Raw genomic sequence first — 16,315 nt, forward strand, 5'->3', positions numbered from 1 at the left:
GAACAGTTTAGCGAAAAAAAGGAAATTTGGCAATCAAAAACAAAAAAATTAACGTTCTTCATGAAAATAATCTAATCGAGGGAAAAATAGCGTCATTTTAGTCCCTTCATTCATCGTCGATTCGGCGGTCAATCCTACGCCTAACTTTTCTGCCAATCGCTTAGCTAAATACAAGCCAAGTCCTGTGGAGTGCTGCTGGGCCTTACGACCATTCTCGCCAGTAAAACCTTTATCAAAAATTCGACCTAAGTCTTCTGGCGGGATACCCATCCCGTTGTCTTGCAGACTCAAGGCGACACCTCCTCTTTTGACTGCAACCGCAATACTGATCTCGCCATGATCCGGAGTATACTTAATAGCGTTACTTAATAACTGGCGAAAAATAAACTCGATCCATTTCGCGTCGGTTAAGACTTTTGCGTCCTCTTCAGACAAGGTTAATTGTAGATTTTTTTGGATAAAATAATTCGCCTGACTACGAATGATGGGTTGGATAATTTTTTTTAAGGAATACTCTTGAATCAAGTAATCGTTAACGAATGCATCTGAACGAGAGTAATACAAGATCTGCTCCACGTATTCATCGATTTGCTGAATCTCATTTTGCAGCAGGACGAATTTATCATCGGGAATGTCAAACTCGATCGAATTTAAAATCAAATCCACCGCCGCCAGCGGCACCTTGATCTCATGAATCCAAGAATCCATATAATCCTTCTGATCCTTCTGACTATCCAATAATTGCTCCATCGTCAGATGATGTTCCCGTACTTGCCGATTCACGTATTCTTGCAGCAGCTGTTCTTCATTGGTCGTTGCCGCTGCTACAAAATGCTGCAAATGGGATTCCTCTTGCTCATCAAAGGCTTTGAACCATTTTTTTCGTCGCTGATAGTCGATCGTGAAAAAAAGAAACAGTAAAAACAATTGTAAAATCAATAAGTAGCTAAGATTTCCCCAAAAGCCCTGCAGCCCAGGGGTCAGCCAAATCATAAAGACCAGCAATAAACTTAGAAGGGCCCAGCCGACAAAAACCAGCAGGCGGTCCTTTAAATACTTTAAAAATGTCATAGCTACTCCTTTTACGGGACAATGTAGCCTTGTCCGACTTTTGTTTGGATGTAATCCTCAATGCCTGCTTGTTCGATTTTACGACGCAAGCGATTGATGTTGACCGTTAAGGTATTGTCATCAACGAAACGCTCATCATCCCACAACGCTCGTAGCAATTTATCGCGGCTCAAAATCTTTCCGTGCTGCTTCATTAAGATAAACAGCAGACGGTATTCATTTTTACTTAGATCCACTACTTCACCATTGATCGTCATGCTACTGTTATCAATGTTCAAGCTGATCCCATTGTGTTCTAATTCCTCGCCGCTTTCTGCGTAATTGTAAGAACGACGTAACAACGCATTAATCTTCGCCACTAAAATATCAACTTGGAAGGGTTTTGTGATGTAATCATCCGCTCCCATATTCATCGCCATGATCTGATCCATGTTCGTATTCCTAGAAGAAATAAAAATAATCGGAACTTTCGAAACTTCACGAATTTTTTGACACCAATAATACCCATCATAGACTGGCAAATTAATATCTAACAAAACCAGTTGTGGCGCTGCTTGTTCGAACTCCTCAAAGACTTGATTGAAGTCCGTCACTTGAAAAACATCGAACTTCCACTTCGTTAATTCTTCACCAATTAATTGACGGATCACCGCTTCGTCTTCCACGATCATGATCTTTGCCATGCTTCCACTTCCTTCTATCGATCTGCTCTCAAGTTCAATCAATGACTGCTTAAAAGCTTTGTTCCATCATATCAAAGAAAAGTAAAAAAATGAAAGCCGACCCTTCTTCTTTTAATTTTTAGTAAAATCAATAAAGCCAAGATTGTCGTCGATCAAGCCGCCTTCTCCAGATAAACTAAAGGTGCTGAGACGAGAATTGAACTTGATCGTCATCTCTTCCTGCAAATCTTCTTTTGAATACCCTTTGATCCAAAAATTACCGACATTTGAAGGAATCTTTTCATCATAATCCGGTTTTTCCATCTCTTGTGAAATAATGTTAATCGAAAATTGTGTCTGCATATGGATCATGGCATGCTGAGAATAAGCCCCCACACCATCTTCAAAGGTTAATAGTAATAATTTGTCCTTGTCTAAATGGCTCAATACTTTTTCCTTCGCTGCTTCATCAAGTGTAATGTTCATTCTTCTCGCTCCTTTTTAATAAAAAAATCGTTCCTTCATCTAATGCTTATCATCAGACTAAGAAACGATTTTTGCAAGCAATTTTACTTGTTTATTTGTTGGTCCAGCGTTGTGATATCGATGTTGCTTTCTTGTGCTAACAACTCACGGAAAATTGGTAATTGTCGCTTTATCTGACCGGCTTGGTCATTCTCTACTTGCATCACCAAGAGTGGCTCATGCAGGCTTAAACGTAACAGCATCCAGCCCTTGCCATAAGGATCGTTGATCGAGAAACGAACCCCTTCTTGATTTTCTGGATTTTCCGTGAAGCCGGCGTGCTTTGGTAATTCTTCCCGGAAGCGTTGAATCATTTGCTGTCCGATTGCTTTATACTCTTCTCCACTGATTGGATAACGAATTTCTAAGGTCTCAGCGGGCTGCTCCAACTCCGCCATTAGATCCGTCAACGCCCGCTGTTCCTTTTGCAGCTTCGGTAAGAGCATCAACACTTTGGCAATCACATAGGCACCATCATCTAAGAAGTAATTTTCTTTAAACGCAGCGTGAGAGCTGGTTTCAATCGCTAGCTGGCAATCTGTCCCAGCTTCATTCAATTCAATCGCTTTATTGATCACGTTACGATAACCGGAAATATAGCGGTATTGCTGTCCGCCCTTTTCTTCGATAAAAGCTTTTAAATGATCCGAAGTTGGCGAGTTCGTCACGATTGTGCTGCCAGGATGCTCCTGTAAAACGATTGCCGCTAAAACTGCAATCAAATTATTACGATTGATCATTTGCCCGTCTTTCGAAACGATCGCTGACCGATCGACGTCGGTATCAAAAATTACACCGAGATCCGCTTGATTGTCTAACACGGCCTGCTTGATACTGGCCATTGCTTCTTTATTATCTGGATTGGGAATGTGATTTGGAAAATGTCCATCCGGTTCTAAAAATTGTGAACCGGTTGTATCTGCACCTAAGACCGCGAGTACTTTATCGGCGAAATAGCCGCCGGCCCCATTACCGGCATCGACAACAATGTTCATACCTTCCAAAGGCCGAACACTGCCGCTGCCTTGCTGAATTTTTTCTACAAGATCTGCGGCATAACGAGACAATAAATCCGCGGACTTGACGTTGCCCGCTGCTTTTTCTGCCGCTTCGGTATGAGTTAGAATGAAGGCGATATCACTTTTTTCCGCACCGCCAGCTTGACTGAAGATTTTGATACCATTGAAATAAAAGGGTAAGTGGCTAGCCGTCAACATAATGCCCGCATCACAAGCGAATTCCTCAAACTGCGTCGCCATAAATAAAGCCGGTGTCGTCGCTAAGCCAAAATCCAAAACTTCACAGCCCGCCGCTGTAAAAACGCCGATCATAGCCGTTTTTAATTCTGGTCCCGTCAAGCGGCTGTCGTGACCGATTCCGATTTTAAATGGACGTTCGGTCCCTTTGTCCGTTAACCAATTCAAAATTCCTTGGGCAATCAAACGAGCCTGATCCGTCCCCAAATTTTTGATTTTATCCTCTGTTGTGATAGCGATTCCACGAATATCTGAGCCATTTTGCAATTTCGTTAATTCCATTACTGCGTCGCCTTCTTTCAATCAAATTTTCTTTCTATCGGTCTTTTAGTTCATTATACCAAAAATCCCGAAAAAGAAAGCCTTTTCCGGGATTTTTTAACATTTCATGTATTCAATTCGTTTAAAACACACGTGAAGAGGGATTTTTTTTCGCCCTGCGTTTTTCTTGCCAACGAATTCGCCAAGCCACTAGCTTGTCCATCACGAAGGTCAATCCTTTAAACAACCAGTAAATCCCAAAGGTCAAAGGAATTACAAAAAACAAATTACGGTTCCAAAGTTTATCGAAGTCAAAAAATTCTCTAAAGAATAAATAGCAGCTGAGATAGGCTGTACTTAAAACGGCGATCAACGCAATTTTTTTCTTATCTAGTGGGAATGAGACTTTATATAAGACTAAAAGACCCACACAGCCGGTTAAAAAGACCGACATCGTTGAAGTGGCTTGATAATCTAAATGAAATAAAAGCGCCGCTAATTGGATAATCATCACTGCACTTACCACGGTCAAAGCTCCCGGTAAGGAAACGCGGAAAATATTATTTAAGAAATCCCCTTTGATTCGTTCATAGCTTGGTTTCAAGGCCAGGAAGAAAGATGGAATGCCGACCGTCAATGCATTGATTGGAGTTAATTGGACCGGCTCGAAGGGATATGGATTGGTTAGAATCATAAAGATCACCGCCAAGATTAATGAATAAATCGTTTTGACTAAATACATCGAAGCCACTCGTTCAATGTTATTAATCACTCGCCGACCTTCATTTAGCACCGTTTGCATCCGAGCAAAGTCTGAATCCAGCAAAATAACATCTGCCGCCGCACGAGCCGCACTACTACCATTGGCCATTGCCACGCCGATGTCCGCTTCTCGTAATGCCAAAACGTCATTTACCCCATCACCGGTCATACAGACGGTATGATTTTTTTTCAAGGCTTGAATCAAGGACTGCTTTTGCTTCGGCGTCACGCGACCAAATACTGTCGTGTGATTAACCAGTGTTGGATAATCGATTGGTTCATCTAGACTGGACATATCCACAAAGGCTTCTGCATTTTGAATCCCAGCCTTTTGGGCGATTTTTGAAACAGTCAAAGGATGATCCCCAGAAATCACTTTTAATTGAACGTCTTGTTGAACAAAGTAGCCAAAGGTTGCCCGCGCATTTTCTCTTAAATTATCTGAAATGATCAGTGTCGCCAACAAACGTGGTTCTTCGATCATTTCTTCTTCCAGCAGTCCAGGATACTCGACTAACACTAAGACCCGCTGACCCGCTGCCAAATAAGGTTGAAGCTTACTTTGCATTTCTGCTGACATCTTTTTGAAAATAAATTCTGGTGCACCAAAAGCAAAACTCCCTTGTTCTTTAAAGGTAACCCCGCTCCATTTGCGAGCAGAAGAAAAAGGAACGACCTTTTCCGCCTGCCACTCGTCTCTGGTAGGAAATGCCTCCCGCAACGCTTTAGCAGTCGCATTTTGATCCTTTAATTGATTCAATAATGAGCCCATGATGGTATTTAGACGGCTGTCTGAAATATCTTCTAATACTGCCTCTTCAAATTTCAAGGTGCCATCTGTAATTGTACCGGTCTTATCCAAACAGATTACGTCTACCCGTGCCAATGTTTCAATCGACGGCAACGCCTGAACCAGCACTTTTTTCCTTGCCAAGTTTGCTGCTCCAACCGCGAAGGCGACACTTGTCAATAGCATCAGGCCTTCTGGAATCATACTGACTAATGCCGCAACGGTGCCTAATACCGCTTGTTTGATCGAATCTGAGGCTTGGTACTGACTATAAAACAAGCCTAGTCCTACTGGAACAATCACGATCGTCAAGACGGCGATCATTCGACTTAGTACCTTAGTCAGTTCAGAGCTGCCCGTTTTTTTCGCCTTCGCTTCACTCGTTAATTGCTCCGCGAAGTTTTCTTTTCCCACCGCTGTTCCTTGATAAAAACATTCGCCAGCTGTAACGAAGCTCCCACTAAATAATTGATCTCGCTGACTTTTTTGAACGCGATCCGCTTCTCCAGTCAGCAAGGATTCATCGACTTCAACGCCCTCGCCTGCCAATAATTTACCATCCACCGGCACTTGATCACCGTTGCGTAAATAAAGTACATCGCCTAAGACGATCGCTTCCTGATCGATCTGCTGGAGCTGACCGCCTCTTAACACAACTGCTTTACTTTTAGCCAAGACGGATAATTTATCGATTGTGTGCTTCGCTCGCAGCTCTTGGATGATCCCAATCAACGTATTAATCACCACCACACCGAAAAACAATGTGTTTTTTGGTGAACCCACGAGTAACACTAGCAATGCCAAAACGAAGTTCAGTATATTAAAAATATTGATAGTGTTTTCTTTAATAATTTCTTTGTCTGACTTCAATAAATTTTCTTCCACTCGATTGGTCTGATCTTGTTGGATTTTTTGTTGGACTTCGGCCTCTGTCAATCCAGCTAAATCATCAGGAATCACCACTGTATCAAAGTCAAATTCTTCCTCCACCGTTTGAATATCTGTTTTTTTCTTCATCCGGTTTCACCTCATCTCATTTGTCGCAAAACGCCATTGACAGCGAATTTTTTCTCTATCAGTATCTTAACACGACTTTCATTTTAAGTCGGGACAGAGCCATTCCCTTATTTTTGAATCGAATACACGTCATGAGGCATCTCTACACCTCGATAATGTTTGACAATTTTTTGGCGTCGACTCATCCCATTTCTCTCTGCAACTTTTTGGGAAGCTCGATTCGTATCACGAATAATCGAAAAAATCTCCTGTACCTGTAATTCATCAAAGGCATATTTTTTGCAAGCTCGCGCCGCCTCAATGGCATAGCCTTGGTGCCAAAATTCGCGCTGAAATAAATAGCCAATCTCTAAAATTTGATCCGTTCCAACGAGTTGCCACGTTAACCCGCATTGTCCGATCATTTCATCCGTCTCTTTTAAAACCACCGCCCATAAGCCAAAACCGTCTCGCTGGTAATTCATTAATTGCTTTTCCAACCAATTCTGAACCATTTGATCATCAAAGGCCCCTTCATACGCTGTCATTGTTTCTTCATCTTGTAAGATTTTTTTTAGAGCAGGTAGGTCTGACACCTGCAACTCCCGCAGGAATAATCGTTTCGTCTCAATCATCTATGTTTCCTCCTAACAGCTAGTCTCAAACAAGTTACAAAAAGCCGAAACAATAAATTGTCTCGGCCCTACGTTTTACATTATTGTCGCAGCTGTTACTTTAAATATCTTTTGGAACATAAAAGCTGCGATTGTCCATTCCAAAGATCCGTTCGGTATAGGTGCCTGGCTCTGCATTTTTAACAGCACTGGAAAGCATCTGCATCGAAGCATCAATGTTATCGATCTGATGCAAAATCTCGGCCTCCATGATCCGTGGACGAACAGGCGAACCGTATTCCAACAAGCCATGATGAGAAAGCACCATGTGGCGTAGAACGACCACATCTTCATCCGCGTCATTGATTTTCAATTCTATACAGGCTTTGGTGATTTCTTCATCCACTAGCACCAAATGACCGACAAGATTACCTACGACCGTATATTCGGTGGATGAAGGGCCGGATAACTCAATGACTTTTCCTAAATCATGAATGATGATCCCAGCGTATAGCAGTGACGCATTTAGCTGCGGGTATTCTTTTGCGATTGCTTTGCCTAAGCGCAGCATAGTCAATGTGTGAAAGGCCAACCCACCGGCAAAGGCATGATGGTTCCGTTTGGCCGCCGGAAATTCGAAAAATTCTTTTTGGTATTTATTCAGAAGATAGCGAACGATCCGATTCCAATGAGCGTTCGTAATTTCAAACAAGGTCTGATTGATTTCTTCTTCCATCTCTTCACGCTTGATCGGTGCCCGTTCCATATATAAAGCAGGATCATTGGGCTCCTCGGGTTTGGTAGTTCGCAAGTGCAGGATCTTGACTTGTGGATTGCCTTGATACATTTCACGCTTCCCTGTTAACAAGACGACTTGTCCGGCTTTATAGCGTTTAATTTCTTCTTCTGACGCATCCCAAAATTTTCCGTCAACTGTTCCTGAAGTATCTTGGAAAGTAAAGGCGATAAATTTTTTCCCATTTTTAGCTAAACGGACATCGGCATTTTTGATCAGTACATACATTTCAAATTGCTCGTCAACCGTTAATTCTTTGATCTTTTTCATCGTTGAACTCCCTTCAATTCCCAGACTGGCTGGTGAAGCTTTTGATAATAGCTTACCATTTCTTGGTCAGATGACAAACAAATGATTTGATAATTTTCGCTGAATTGCTGTAATAATTTCGCAAATTGATATTTTCGCTGATGATCGTAATGCAACCAGCCATCATCTATGATCACAGGACACAAGGGATGCTTTTGCTGCAACGCTAAATAAGCAAAACGAAACGCCATCATCACCTGGTCTTTCGTCCCGGTGGAAAGATTATAGAGACTCAGCTGATCCACCGTCAATAATCCTTCGTTAAAATCTAAACGGCTGTGGTCATTATTGGTCAGCAGTTGGAAATAACTAGTTGCTTGTTTTAATAATTCCGGTAGTTGTTGTTCTGACAGTTCAGTAGCTAGATCTTGCAGCAATTGGTTTTCTAGCTTCGCCACCGCGTACGCCATCGTTAATTGTTCAACTAGTGCTTGCTGCTGACTGGCCTGCTGATAAAGCGTGTCTAGAGTACCGTCAGCCTGCATTTGCTGGATCTGCAAACGGGAACGCTGTTCTTGTTCTTGCATCTTCAACAGCTCGACTTCGCCAGCTTGAAGCTCCTGTTGTAAGATACCCAAAGACTGCTCAATTTCTACAAGGCTAGTCTCTTCTGCAAACAACGGCACCACGCTTTCCGTCAATTCCCGCAAGCGCGCTTGCTTACGGCTAAGCTCTGTTTCCCGTTGTAAAAAGGCTGGGATCTCTGACGGGTACGCCAATTGAAATTTTTCCAATAATTTTTGCTGCTGTTCTAACAATTGTTGTTGCTGCTTTTGCGTTTCATGGATCCGCTGTTGCAAGACCGTATTTTCCTGATAAGTCTGAGCAAAACGAATCTGCTCCATTTCCTTCACAAAGGTAGCTAAGGTTACAAATTTCTCAGATAAATTTTTTTCATGCAATGGTAACCACTCGGCTAAAAAGTCAAAGCGTTGTTCTTGCTGCATCAGCTTTTGGCGTAAAGCAGATTGTCGCTCTCCTAGCTCCGCACTAGACTGAAGCCGTGCTAAATAACTTTGTGCTTGCTGATTTTCTTGGATAACCAAAAATTTCTGTTCCAAGCTAGAGAAATTTCGTTGCTGCAATTCTTTTTGGATGTGTGCAAGCAACTGCTGTTCTTTTCCCTGACTCAACGCATTTTTTTTAGTAATTTCCACCAGCTGACCTTCGTAAATATCCAGCTGACCTAATTTTTCTTGCCAAGTTCCTTTGTCTGCCGGTTTATTTCGTTTCACTCCTCCGATGATCCCGCAAACGGCTGCTGCCACGAGCAAAAGATACCGGAAAGGAGGTGGCAGTATGAAGGCCACAACTATTGCTGCAACTGCTGCGATCAACAGCCACGGTTGTTTCTTTTGGGGATTAAAAAGTTCCGGATGCTTTTTTTCGTAGTCATTGAGACTGACTTCGGCTTGATCACGCTGTTCCTTAACTAGCCGCAGCTGAATCTGTTGTTCTTCCAATGTTTTTTGCACCTCTTGCAAGGGGGCAAAAAGCTGGTGGATCGCTGTCTCATCAGCAAATGGGCGTGGCGGCGTTTGCTGCCACTTTGCTGGAAGTTCACTAGCTTGAGCCAGCTTCACCGCGATCCGTTGCTCCTCATCCAGCATTCGATTCATGGCGACTTGTTCTGTTAATAATTGCTGAATCTTCGTTTCATTTTCTAAATAGAAATAGTACCGAGCAGATTCTTGGTTGCCACTATGCTGCTGCAGTGCGCCGTGTAATTTTTCCTGTTCCTTCATTAACTGCTGGTATTCTTGATAAAATTCTTGTAATTGCGCTTGCTCCGGCTCAGTCGCTGACAGATCCAGATTCATTTTTTTCAACCCTAAGAATTCCGCATAGCCAGACCAATTCAGCCGTTGCTGCTCCAAGGCTAGTTGCTGCTCTTGCAACTGGCGATTCCTCCCGACTTGACGAGCCACTTGCAGCTTTTCTTCATCGGCTTGTCGGACTAATTGCTGATAGCCCGCTTCTTGCGCTTCCTTTTCTTTGATCTTTTGTTGCAGACTTTGATAATTTTGCAACGCTACATTCAAGGGTTGCTTGCGGCCACGGGGCCGATAAAGACTTTCATAATTATTTTTCAGCTGTAAGCGTTGTTCGAATAATTCATTGCTACCGGAAAGCCCTAGAGAAATTAGTGCCTCATGCAAATTTTCTTCATTCAATGTTTCTAGTTGCTGCAGTTGCTCCTGTTGAAACGTAAAAACTTGGCGAAAGAGCTGAAGGTTTAATGGATAGAGAATTTTTTCCAGCAAGTCTTCTTCTCCTTGTTGACCATCGGCTAGCCAAATCTTTGCTTTACCTTTATTTTTCGTTTTATACCGCTCAACAGTCACCGTTCCGTAAACTGGATGGACCAGCAGCAAACGACCGCCAAAACCGCTGCCATCGTTAGGTGTATAATCTTGACCCTTTTTACGCTTGGTAGGAAAACCGAATAAAATCGCTTGGATAAATTGATACAATGTCGATTTGCCGGCTTCATTCAAGCCGTAGACCAACTGATTTTTTGCTTCAAATAAAAACGTCTGCTGGCGCCACTTGCCAAAGCTAGTGATCTCCGCTTTTTTAATCCACATCAGCTTCCCTCCTAAACTGATAGCTTTGCGCCATTTTTTCTTTTAATCCTTCGATCGTCGTCGCTTTAAATGCTTGATCCATCAAGCGATGCAGCTGCGGATTTTGTTCCAATTCACTAAGTAAGTCGCTAAATACATCCGGCTCCTGATAAGTAGCTATTAGTTGATCAATCAAGTTTTTTTCCACTGCCAAATAGGGTCGCGTCACCGGAGCATCAGCTAGTGTCACTTGCCATAGAAAAATACCTGAATCGACTTCCTCTTGTAGCGCTTCTAATAATTCTCCTGAAGCAAGTTGATACGCGAACTCATCACCGATCCCTTCTGTCTCACTAAATTCCAAATGCAACAAGGTAGGCAGTTCTGTGGATAATTTTTGTACCAATGAAAAAATTTCTCGTGGTTGCCGTAGACCGGCTAAAGAAATCCTGCGTTTTTCCCAACGAATTGCTTCGACGGAAAGTGTCCGACAGACTAGGCGATTGCCTAAAGATTCTACTAGTGTCACTCCAGCCAGATTCACTTCTTTTTGGGTATGCCCTTGAGGGGTTCCAGGATAGATCACGTAGGGCTCTTCTGTTAAAACTTGCGGCACATGGATATGTCCCAATGCCCAATAATCATAGCCTTTGGTTAACAATTCCGATAATTGAACTGGAGCATAAGGCAGTTGTCCGCCATGATACATCCCAATATGAAAATCGGCTGCGCCTTTGACAGGAAAGCCCTCGATCATTGCCGCTTCAATCGTCGGGTGCTGATAACTAAAGCTGGTAATTGCAATCTGCTCTCCTGCTTTAGTCACTAGCTGTTTCGTTTCGACTTGCTCATCCGCAAATAGCTGGATATTCTCAGGAAAAGCAAACCAATAACGATCTGCTTGATAAAAATCATGATTCCCAAAATTCATAAAGACCGGGATCTGCGCTTCCGTTAAGCGAGCCATCTCCTGAAAAAAATAGCGCTGTGTTTTTAATGTGGGGCGATTTTGATGGAAGGTATCCCCTGCCAATAAAATGAAATCTACCGCTTGATCAATCGCTGTATCAACAATATTTTGCAGCATTTTTTGATTAGCCGCTGTCAGCTGTTGTTGAAAGTCTTCCGGCATCTTTGTCAATCCTTCAAAGGAGCGATCTAAATGCAGGTCTGCTGCGTGTAAAAATTTCATTTTCTCTCCTCCTTATCCATACAAAGTAACTAGTAACACTCTTCTCACTCTTAACGATTTCGAGAGAAAGGCTGAAACTCAATCTTAATTATTTTACCATAAAAAAAGCGAAAGTTTGTTCGTCTTTCACCAAAGATATTGAAATGATAAATCCTCGAAAAAAAAAGCAAAATCAACTAAAATAAAAGCACAAAGGGAGTGATACGGATGGATAAAGACGAACTAGTAAAGAAAATCAAAGAACTATTGAATGAAGGAAATATCGAGAAAGCCAAAGAATTTATCGAAGACCATAAAGATGAATTAGGCGATTACTATGACAAAGCGAAAGTACTATTGAAGTCAGGAAAATTTGATGGTGTGATGGATCAATTCAAAAAATTCTTTTAATAAAAAAGTTAGAAACGCCGCTCCTAACGAGTGACCGTTTCTAACTTTTTTTATTCCATTTGATTCAATACTTCATAAATATGATCCGCGGTTTGACCTAAGGAGTCTACTTGATTCGTATTCGCTAACAAAATGATCTCCGTCAGTCCAGTATGAGTAAAGGTATTGATGGTATTGAAGCCCCCCAATACACCATGACTAGAATAACTGCCAGGATTGACGTAAAAGCCCATCCCATAGGTCGATTCACTGCCGGCTGTCAGCATTTTTTCCCGCTCCGCTGGATTGATCAATTTTCCTTGCATCAGCGCTTGGTCAAATAAATAAAAATCCGTCGCTGTCGTGTAGATATCCCCTGCTCCGAATAATTGAGAAAGATCCGGCAATTCCACCTTTTCGACTTGGCCATTCTTTGCTTTATAGCTCTCTGCTACATTTTCGATTGGATCGGTGCTTTGATAAAAGCCGGAATCCTGCATATTCGCAGGCTTAAAAATATTAGCTTGGACATATTCAGCGACACTTTGATGACTGAGCTGTTGCACCAAATAGGCTAACACGGCATAATTACTGTCTGAATAATGCCAGGTTCCAATCGCCGAGTCACTGCCGGCGGCCTCGATCTCTTCCACGATCGCTTGCGGTAAAATCTTTTCACTGCCTTCTTTCCGTCCAGTCAGTCCGCTAGTGTGGTTCAAGAGATTTTTCAAGGTGATTTGTTGTCCATTCGGAAAATTAGCCAAGTATTTCGCTACTGGATCATTGATACTTAACTTACCGGCCTGCTCTAATTGTAAAATTGCGGTTGCAATGATCGCCTTTTGAGCAGAACCAATATAATAGCGAGTGGTGGGCGTATTTTTTATTTGTTTTTCCTGATTCGCCAAACCATAAGATTGATTCAAAATAACTTGACCCTTTCGAACCACCAAAGCTGTCCCAGAAAACTGTTTTTCCTTTAAGAAAGTATCTAGTTCTTGGTTGTCTGTCACGGGTAACGTAACTTTTGGGATTTTTTTTGGCTCGATTGATTCTACAGTTTCTTTTATTGTTGAGCTGGTTGAAGTGCTTTTTGTGTTCGCCGATACAGCCTTCTCTGTTTCGTGACTCGTTCCTTGGGTGTACCAAATGATGCCGCCTGCTAACACGATTACGGCTGCTACCGCGAAAATACTTTTTTTCATTTTTCACTCGCCATCCTTATAGTTGGAAGTATAGCAAGTTCCAAGTAAAATTTCTGGTCTTTTTCCTCACCTTACAATATTGTTCGTAAGAACGGCTATATGCACTCCTTCAGCTAACAATAAGCAAACAAGCTCGTACTACTTATCGTACGAGCTAAAGCTATTCCTTGAGTATTTTCAATCGTAAAGAATGTATACTCCCTTAATAAATCAAAAAGAGTTTGTGACTATAAATGGTCACAAACTCTTTTTCTGCTATTCAATTATCCTTCGTACAATTCACGAATTGGCGTCATAATGATGCGGTTCAAGTCGTTGACGATCACGCTGAAGGCTTGTTCTTTCACCATTAATTCGTTGATCAATTCTTCTTGTTGAACTTTTTCTGCTAACGCTTGTGCTTTTTCAGCATCTTCATCGCTGAAATCTTCACCGCGCATTTGTTTTTCTTGCAAGCTTTGTTGGAAAGCTTGGAAGTCTTTGAAGGCTGCATATGCGGATTCATTTTTCTTAAGTTCTGCGAATGCTTCTTCTAAAGATTTGAATTCTGGTAGTTCACGGATTTCACGTTCTAACCCGTTTGCTGAATCGTAAATATTTGCCATTATTTAATCCCTCATTTTCTATAAAAGTTACTTTTTTATTGTAACATGAATGGAAACGGGTTCATACCCTAATTTCCTGGTTGATATTGCTGCCACAATTCTTGGCCTTTTTCTTTTAACTTATTGGCGCCTTCCTTGGCTTTTTCAAAGAAGCTCGCTGCGCCTTCACTGGCTTTGCCGCCAATATCTTTCAATTCTTCTCGCCACTTATTCGTATCTACCTCTTGACCACTTTGATTGACTTGATCCGCTGCCACCACTTTTCCGCCGGTCGCATAAGCATCTGCTACATCAAAGGAATATTGTCCAGCATACGGCAAGATCGATTCTGCCTCCGCCTTAAAGACCTGACCGACCTCTGAACCACTCGTACCGCTTAAATAATGCGTCTCGCTGACTTTTTCGAAACCTAACCAAGTTGAGATCACGACATTTGGTGTATAGCCAATAACCCATTGGTCGTTGACTTTATTCGCGTCAAAGTTAGTTTCGGTTGTTCCGGTCTTGCCGGCAACAGTGAAGCCGGCTGGTGCCGCTTGTGCAGCTGTTCCGTTTGAAAAAGTGCCTAACAGCATACTGGTCATTTCATTGGCGACTTCCTTCGAAATCACTTGATCGTATTTTGGTGAGCCATTATCGACTAAAACAGCGCCAGTAGAATCAATGATTTTCGTTACTAAGTGCGGCTGATACACTCGACCTTGATTAGCAAAAGCACCATAAGCGGCTGCCATTTGCATCGGTGACGTGCCTTTTTCCAAACCACCTAACGCTAAACCATAATATTTATCCGATTTGCTTAAAGGAATGCCAAATTCTTCTGCTTTATTGTAGCCTTTGTTCAAACCGATCTCATGCAATAGCCATACTGCTGGCAAGTTCAAGCTTTGCGCTACTGCTTGATACATCGGCGCTTCCCCTTGATAGGTGCCATCGTAGTTTTTCGCTTTGTAATAGGACTGAGGTTCGTCTCTTAAGATACTGTCCGGCTTGTAGCCAGATTCTAATGCTGGCGAATAGACACTTAACGGTTTCATCGTTGATCCTGGTGAACGTTGCATCTGAGTCGCGAAATTATAGCTACGGAAAATATGCTCGCCCCGTCGACCCACCAATGCTTGGACGCCGCCGGTTTTAGGGTCCAAGGCTACTGAAGCAGATTGCGGCATCGCCCCATCTGCGGCATCGGCTGGAAAGTTTGCATTATTTTGATAGACAGCTTCCATTTGCTTTTGATAGTCTTGATCTAATGAGGTATAGATTTTATAGCCTTTGTTCAGTAAATCTTTTTCAGACATGTCATATCTCTCTACCGCTTCATCAATCACCGCATCAAAATAAGAAGGATAACGATAACCTGCATCCGCAGAGGTATAAGTATCACTCAGCTCCGAGCCAAGATCAGTGGCTTTCGCCTGATTCTCCTGCTCTTGGGTCAATTTACCATTTTCAACCATTACCGACAGTACTGTGTTACGACGGTCAATTGCATTGTCCAAATGATCAATCGGATTGTAAATCCCCGGACCCTTCAGCATTCCCGCGATCGTCGCCGCTTCACCAACGGTCACTTGATTGGCATCAACACCAAAATACTTCCGGGCAGCGTCTTGCACCCCCCAGACCCCATTCCCAAAATAGGCATTGTTCAGATACATGGTCAAAATTTGGTCTTTGTCGTATTTCTTTTCAATCTCGATCGCCATAAAAATTTCTTTGGCTTTTCGTTCCAACGTTTGATCGAGACTCAAGTAGGCATTTTTCGCCAACTGCTGGGTGATCGTACTTCCTCCGCCGGTAATATGTCCTGAGGTGACTAGCCCTAAAGCCGCTCGTGCGATCCCTTTGATGTCAAACCCGTGGTGATTATAAAAGTTGCGATCCTCAGTGGAGACGACAGCATCTTTTAAATTCGAAGAAATCTGATCACTCTCCACATACGTTCCCTTTTGTCCGTACAGACTACCCGCTTGTTCATTTTTTTCGTCATAGACGACGGTCGATTGTTTCAGACTCGATTGTAACGTTTCAACATCTACTGATTTTGCTAAAATAAATAAATAGACACTCATGACTAAAACAGCGACTAACGTTAATAAGAGCAAAATTTTATTAATATGATATTTTTTCCAAATACGTTTGCGCCAATGATGAAAACGAATCAAGTACGGCTTGATCCATTGCCAAAATGTTTTGGTGCCATTGCGGAACTGCTGCCAAAACACTTTTGCTCCATCTTTAAACTTGCGCCAAAATTCCTGAAAATCCATTTTTCGATCTCCATTCTCTACAAAATTCAGACATAGTGTACCATATATTCTCTACTCGCCGCGTG

Annotated in this window: 13 protein-coding genes; 1 reads left to right on the forward strand and 12 read right to left on the reverse strand. The window is 42.3% G+C overall.

What is annotated here, in order from left to right:
* Positions 1–48: 48 nt before the first annotated feature.
* From sapS to FFM67_RS08435, 9 genes are all read right to left on the reverse strand, one after another.
* Positions 49–1,071: a two-component system sensor histidine kinase SapS gene (gene sapS, locus FFM67_RS08395; protein ID WP_137614126.1), complete on the reverse strand. Its 1,023-nt coding sequence runs from the start codon at positions 1,069–1,071 to the stop codon at positions 49–51.
* An 11-nt stretch (positions 1,072–1,082) separates the two neighbouring features.
* The gene (gene sapR / locus FFM67_RS08400) at positions 1,083–1,754 is read right to left on the reverse strand and encodes a two-component system response regulator SapR (RefSeq protein ID WP_137614127.1); all 672 of its coding nucleotides are present in this window, start codon (positions 1,752–1,754) and stop codon (positions 1,083–1,085) included.
* 111 nt (positions 1,755–1,865) lie between these two features.
* Positions 1,866–2,219 carry an iron-sulfur cluster biosynthesis family protein gene (locus tag FFM67_RS08405; RefSeq protein ID WP_137614128.1) on the reverse strand — a complete coding sequence of 118 codons (354 nt, stop codon included), beginning with the start codon at positions 2,217–2,219 and terminating at the stop codon, positions 1,866–1,868.
* Between the two features lie 83 nt (positions 2,220–2,302).
* Positions 2,303–3,796 (reverse strand): phosphohexomutase domain-containing protein, encoded by a 1,494-nt coding sequence (locus tag FFM67_RS08410; RefSeq protein WP_137614129.1) that lies wholly within the window; start codon positions 3,794–3,796, stop codon positions 2,303–2,305.
* Positions 3,797–3,917: 121 nt separating this feature from the next.
* Positions 3,918–6,344: an HAD-IC family P-type ATPase gene (locus FFM67_RS08415; protein WP_137614130.1), complete on the reverse strand. Its 2,427-nt coding sequence runs from the start codon at positions 6,342–6,344 to the stop codon at positions 3,918–3,920.
* Positions 6,345–6,451: 107 nt separating this feature from the next.
* Positions 6,452–6,958 carry a GNAT family N-acetyltransferase gene (locus tag FFM67_RS08420; RefSeq protein ID WP_137614131.1) on the reverse strand — a complete coding sequence of 169 codons (507 nt, stop codon included), beginning with the start codon at positions 6,956–6,958 and terminating at the stop codon, positions 6,452–6,454.
* Positions 6,959–7,058: 100 nt separating this feature from the next.
* The gene (locus FFM67_RS08425) at positions 7,059–8,003 is read right to left on the reverse strand and encodes a 3'-5' exoribonuclease YhaM family protein (protein WP_137614132.1); all 945 of its coding nucleotides are present in this window, start codon (positions 8,001–8,003) and stop codon (positions 7,059–7,061) included.
* Positions 8,000–10,630, reverse strand: a complete 2,631-nt coding sequence (locus tag FFM67_RS08430) for an ATP-binding protein (RefSeq protein WP_137614133.1) — start codon at positions 10,628–10,630, stop codon at positions 8,000–8,002. The genes FFM67_RS08425 and FFM67_RS08430 overlap by 4 nt, the downstream gene beginning before the upstream one ends.
* Positions 10,620–11,801 (reverse strand): metallophosphoesterase family protein, encoded by a 1,182-nt coding sequence (locus tag FFM67_RS08435; protein ID WP_137614134.1) that lies wholly within the window; start codon positions 11,799–11,801, stop codon positions 10,620–10,622. Before FFM67_RS08435 ends, FFM67_RS08430 begins: the two co-directional genes overlap by 11 nt.
* 207 nt (positions 11,802–12,008) lie before the next feature.
* On the opposite strand from FFM67_RS08435, the gene FFM67_RS08440 reads away from it, so the two are divergent.
* Complete coding sequence (locus FFM67_RS08440) at positions 12,009–12,191, forward strand: hypothetical protein (protein ID WP_137614135.1); 183 nt, start codon at positions 12,009–12,011, stop codon at positions 12,189–12,191.
* 50 nt (positions 12,192–12,241) lie between these two features.
* Here the strand turns inward: FFM67_RS08440 and FFM67_RS08445 are convergent, their stop codons facing one another.
* From FFM67_RS08445 to FFM67_RS08455, 3 genes are all read right to left on the reverse strand, one after another.
* Positions 12,242–13,375: a serine hydrolase domain-containing protein gene (locus FFM67_RS08445; RefSeq protein ID WP_137614136.1), complete on the reverse strand. Its 1,134-nt coding sequence runs from the start codon at positions 13,373–13,375 to the stop codon at positions 12,242–12,244.
* A gap of 263 nt (positions 13,376–13,638) precedes the next feature.
* Positions 13,639–13,980 carry a YlbF/YmcA family competence regulator gene (locus FFM67_RS08450; protein ID WP_137614137.1) on the reverse strand — a complete coding sequence of 114 codons (342 nt, stop codon included), beginning with the start codon at positions 13,978–13,980 and terminating at the stop codon, positions 13,639–13,641.
* A gap of 68 nt (positions 13,981–14,048) precedes the next feature.
* Positions 14,049–16,250: a PBP1A family penicillin-binding protein gene (locus FFM67_RS08455; RefSeq protein ID WP_137614138.1), complete on the reverse strand. Its 2,202-nt coding sequence runs from the start codon at positions 16,248–16,250 to the stop codon at positions 14,049–14,051.
* Positions 16,251–16,315: the final 65 nt, after the last annotated feature.

Source organism: Enterococcus viikkiensis (assembly GCF_005405345.1).
GTDB lineage: Bacteria > Bacillota > Bacilli > Lactobacillales > Enterococcaceae > Enterococcus_A > Enterococcus_A viikkiensis.

Coding starts and splice junctions, on each gene's coding strand:
- FFM67_RS08450 (WP_137614137.1), bottom strand. CDS start 13,980: ATGGCAAATATTTACGATTCAGCAAACGGGTTAGAACGTGAAATCCGT.
- FFM67_RS08435 (WP_137614134.1), bottom strand. CDS start 11,801: ATGAAATTTTTACACGCAGCAGACCTGCATTTAGATCGCTCCTTTGAA.
- FFM67_RS08415 (WP_137614130.1), bottom strand. CDS start 6,344: ATGAAGAAAAAAACAGATATTCAAACGGTGGAGGAAGAATTTGACTTT.
- FFM67_RS08430 (WP_137614133.1), bottom strand. CDS start 10,630: ATGTGGATTAAAAAAGCGGAGATCACTAGCTTTGGCAAGTGGCGCCAG.
- FFM67_RS08420 (WP_137614131.1), bottom strand. CDS start 6,958: ATGATTGAGACGAAACGATTATTCCTGCGGGAGTTGCAGGTGTCAGAC.
- sapS (WP_137614126.1), bottom strand. CDS start 1,071: ATGACATTTTTAAAGTATTTAAAGGACCGCCTGCTGGTTTTTGTCGGC.
- FFM67_RS08440 (WP_137614135.1), top strand. CDS start 12,009: ATGGATAAAGACGAACTAGTAAAGAAAATCAAAGAACTATTGAATGAA.
- FFM67_RS08445 (WP_137614136.1), bottom strand. CDS start 13,375: ATGAAAAAAAGTATTTTCGCGGTAGCAGCCGTAATCGTGTTAGCAGGC.
- FFM67_RS08410 (WP_137614129.1), bottom strand. CDS start 3,796: ATGGAATTAACGAAATTGCAAAATGGCTCAGATATTCGTGGAATCGCT.
- FFM67_RS08455 (WP_137614138.1), bottom strand. CDS start 16,250: ATGGATTTTCAGGAATTTTGGCGCAAGTTTAAAGATGGAGCAAAAGTG.
- FFM67_RS08405 (WP_137614128.1), bottom strand. CDS start 2,219: ATGAACATTACACTTGATGAAGCAGCGAAGGAAAAAGTATTGAGCCAT.
- FFM67_RS08425 (WP_137614132.1), bottom strand. CDS start 8,003: ATGAAAAAGATCAAAGAATTAACGGTTGACGAGCAATTTGAAATGTAT.
- sapR (WP_137614127.1), bottom strand. CDS start 1,754: ATGGCAAAGATCATGATCGTGGAAGACGAAGCGGTGATCCGTCAATTA.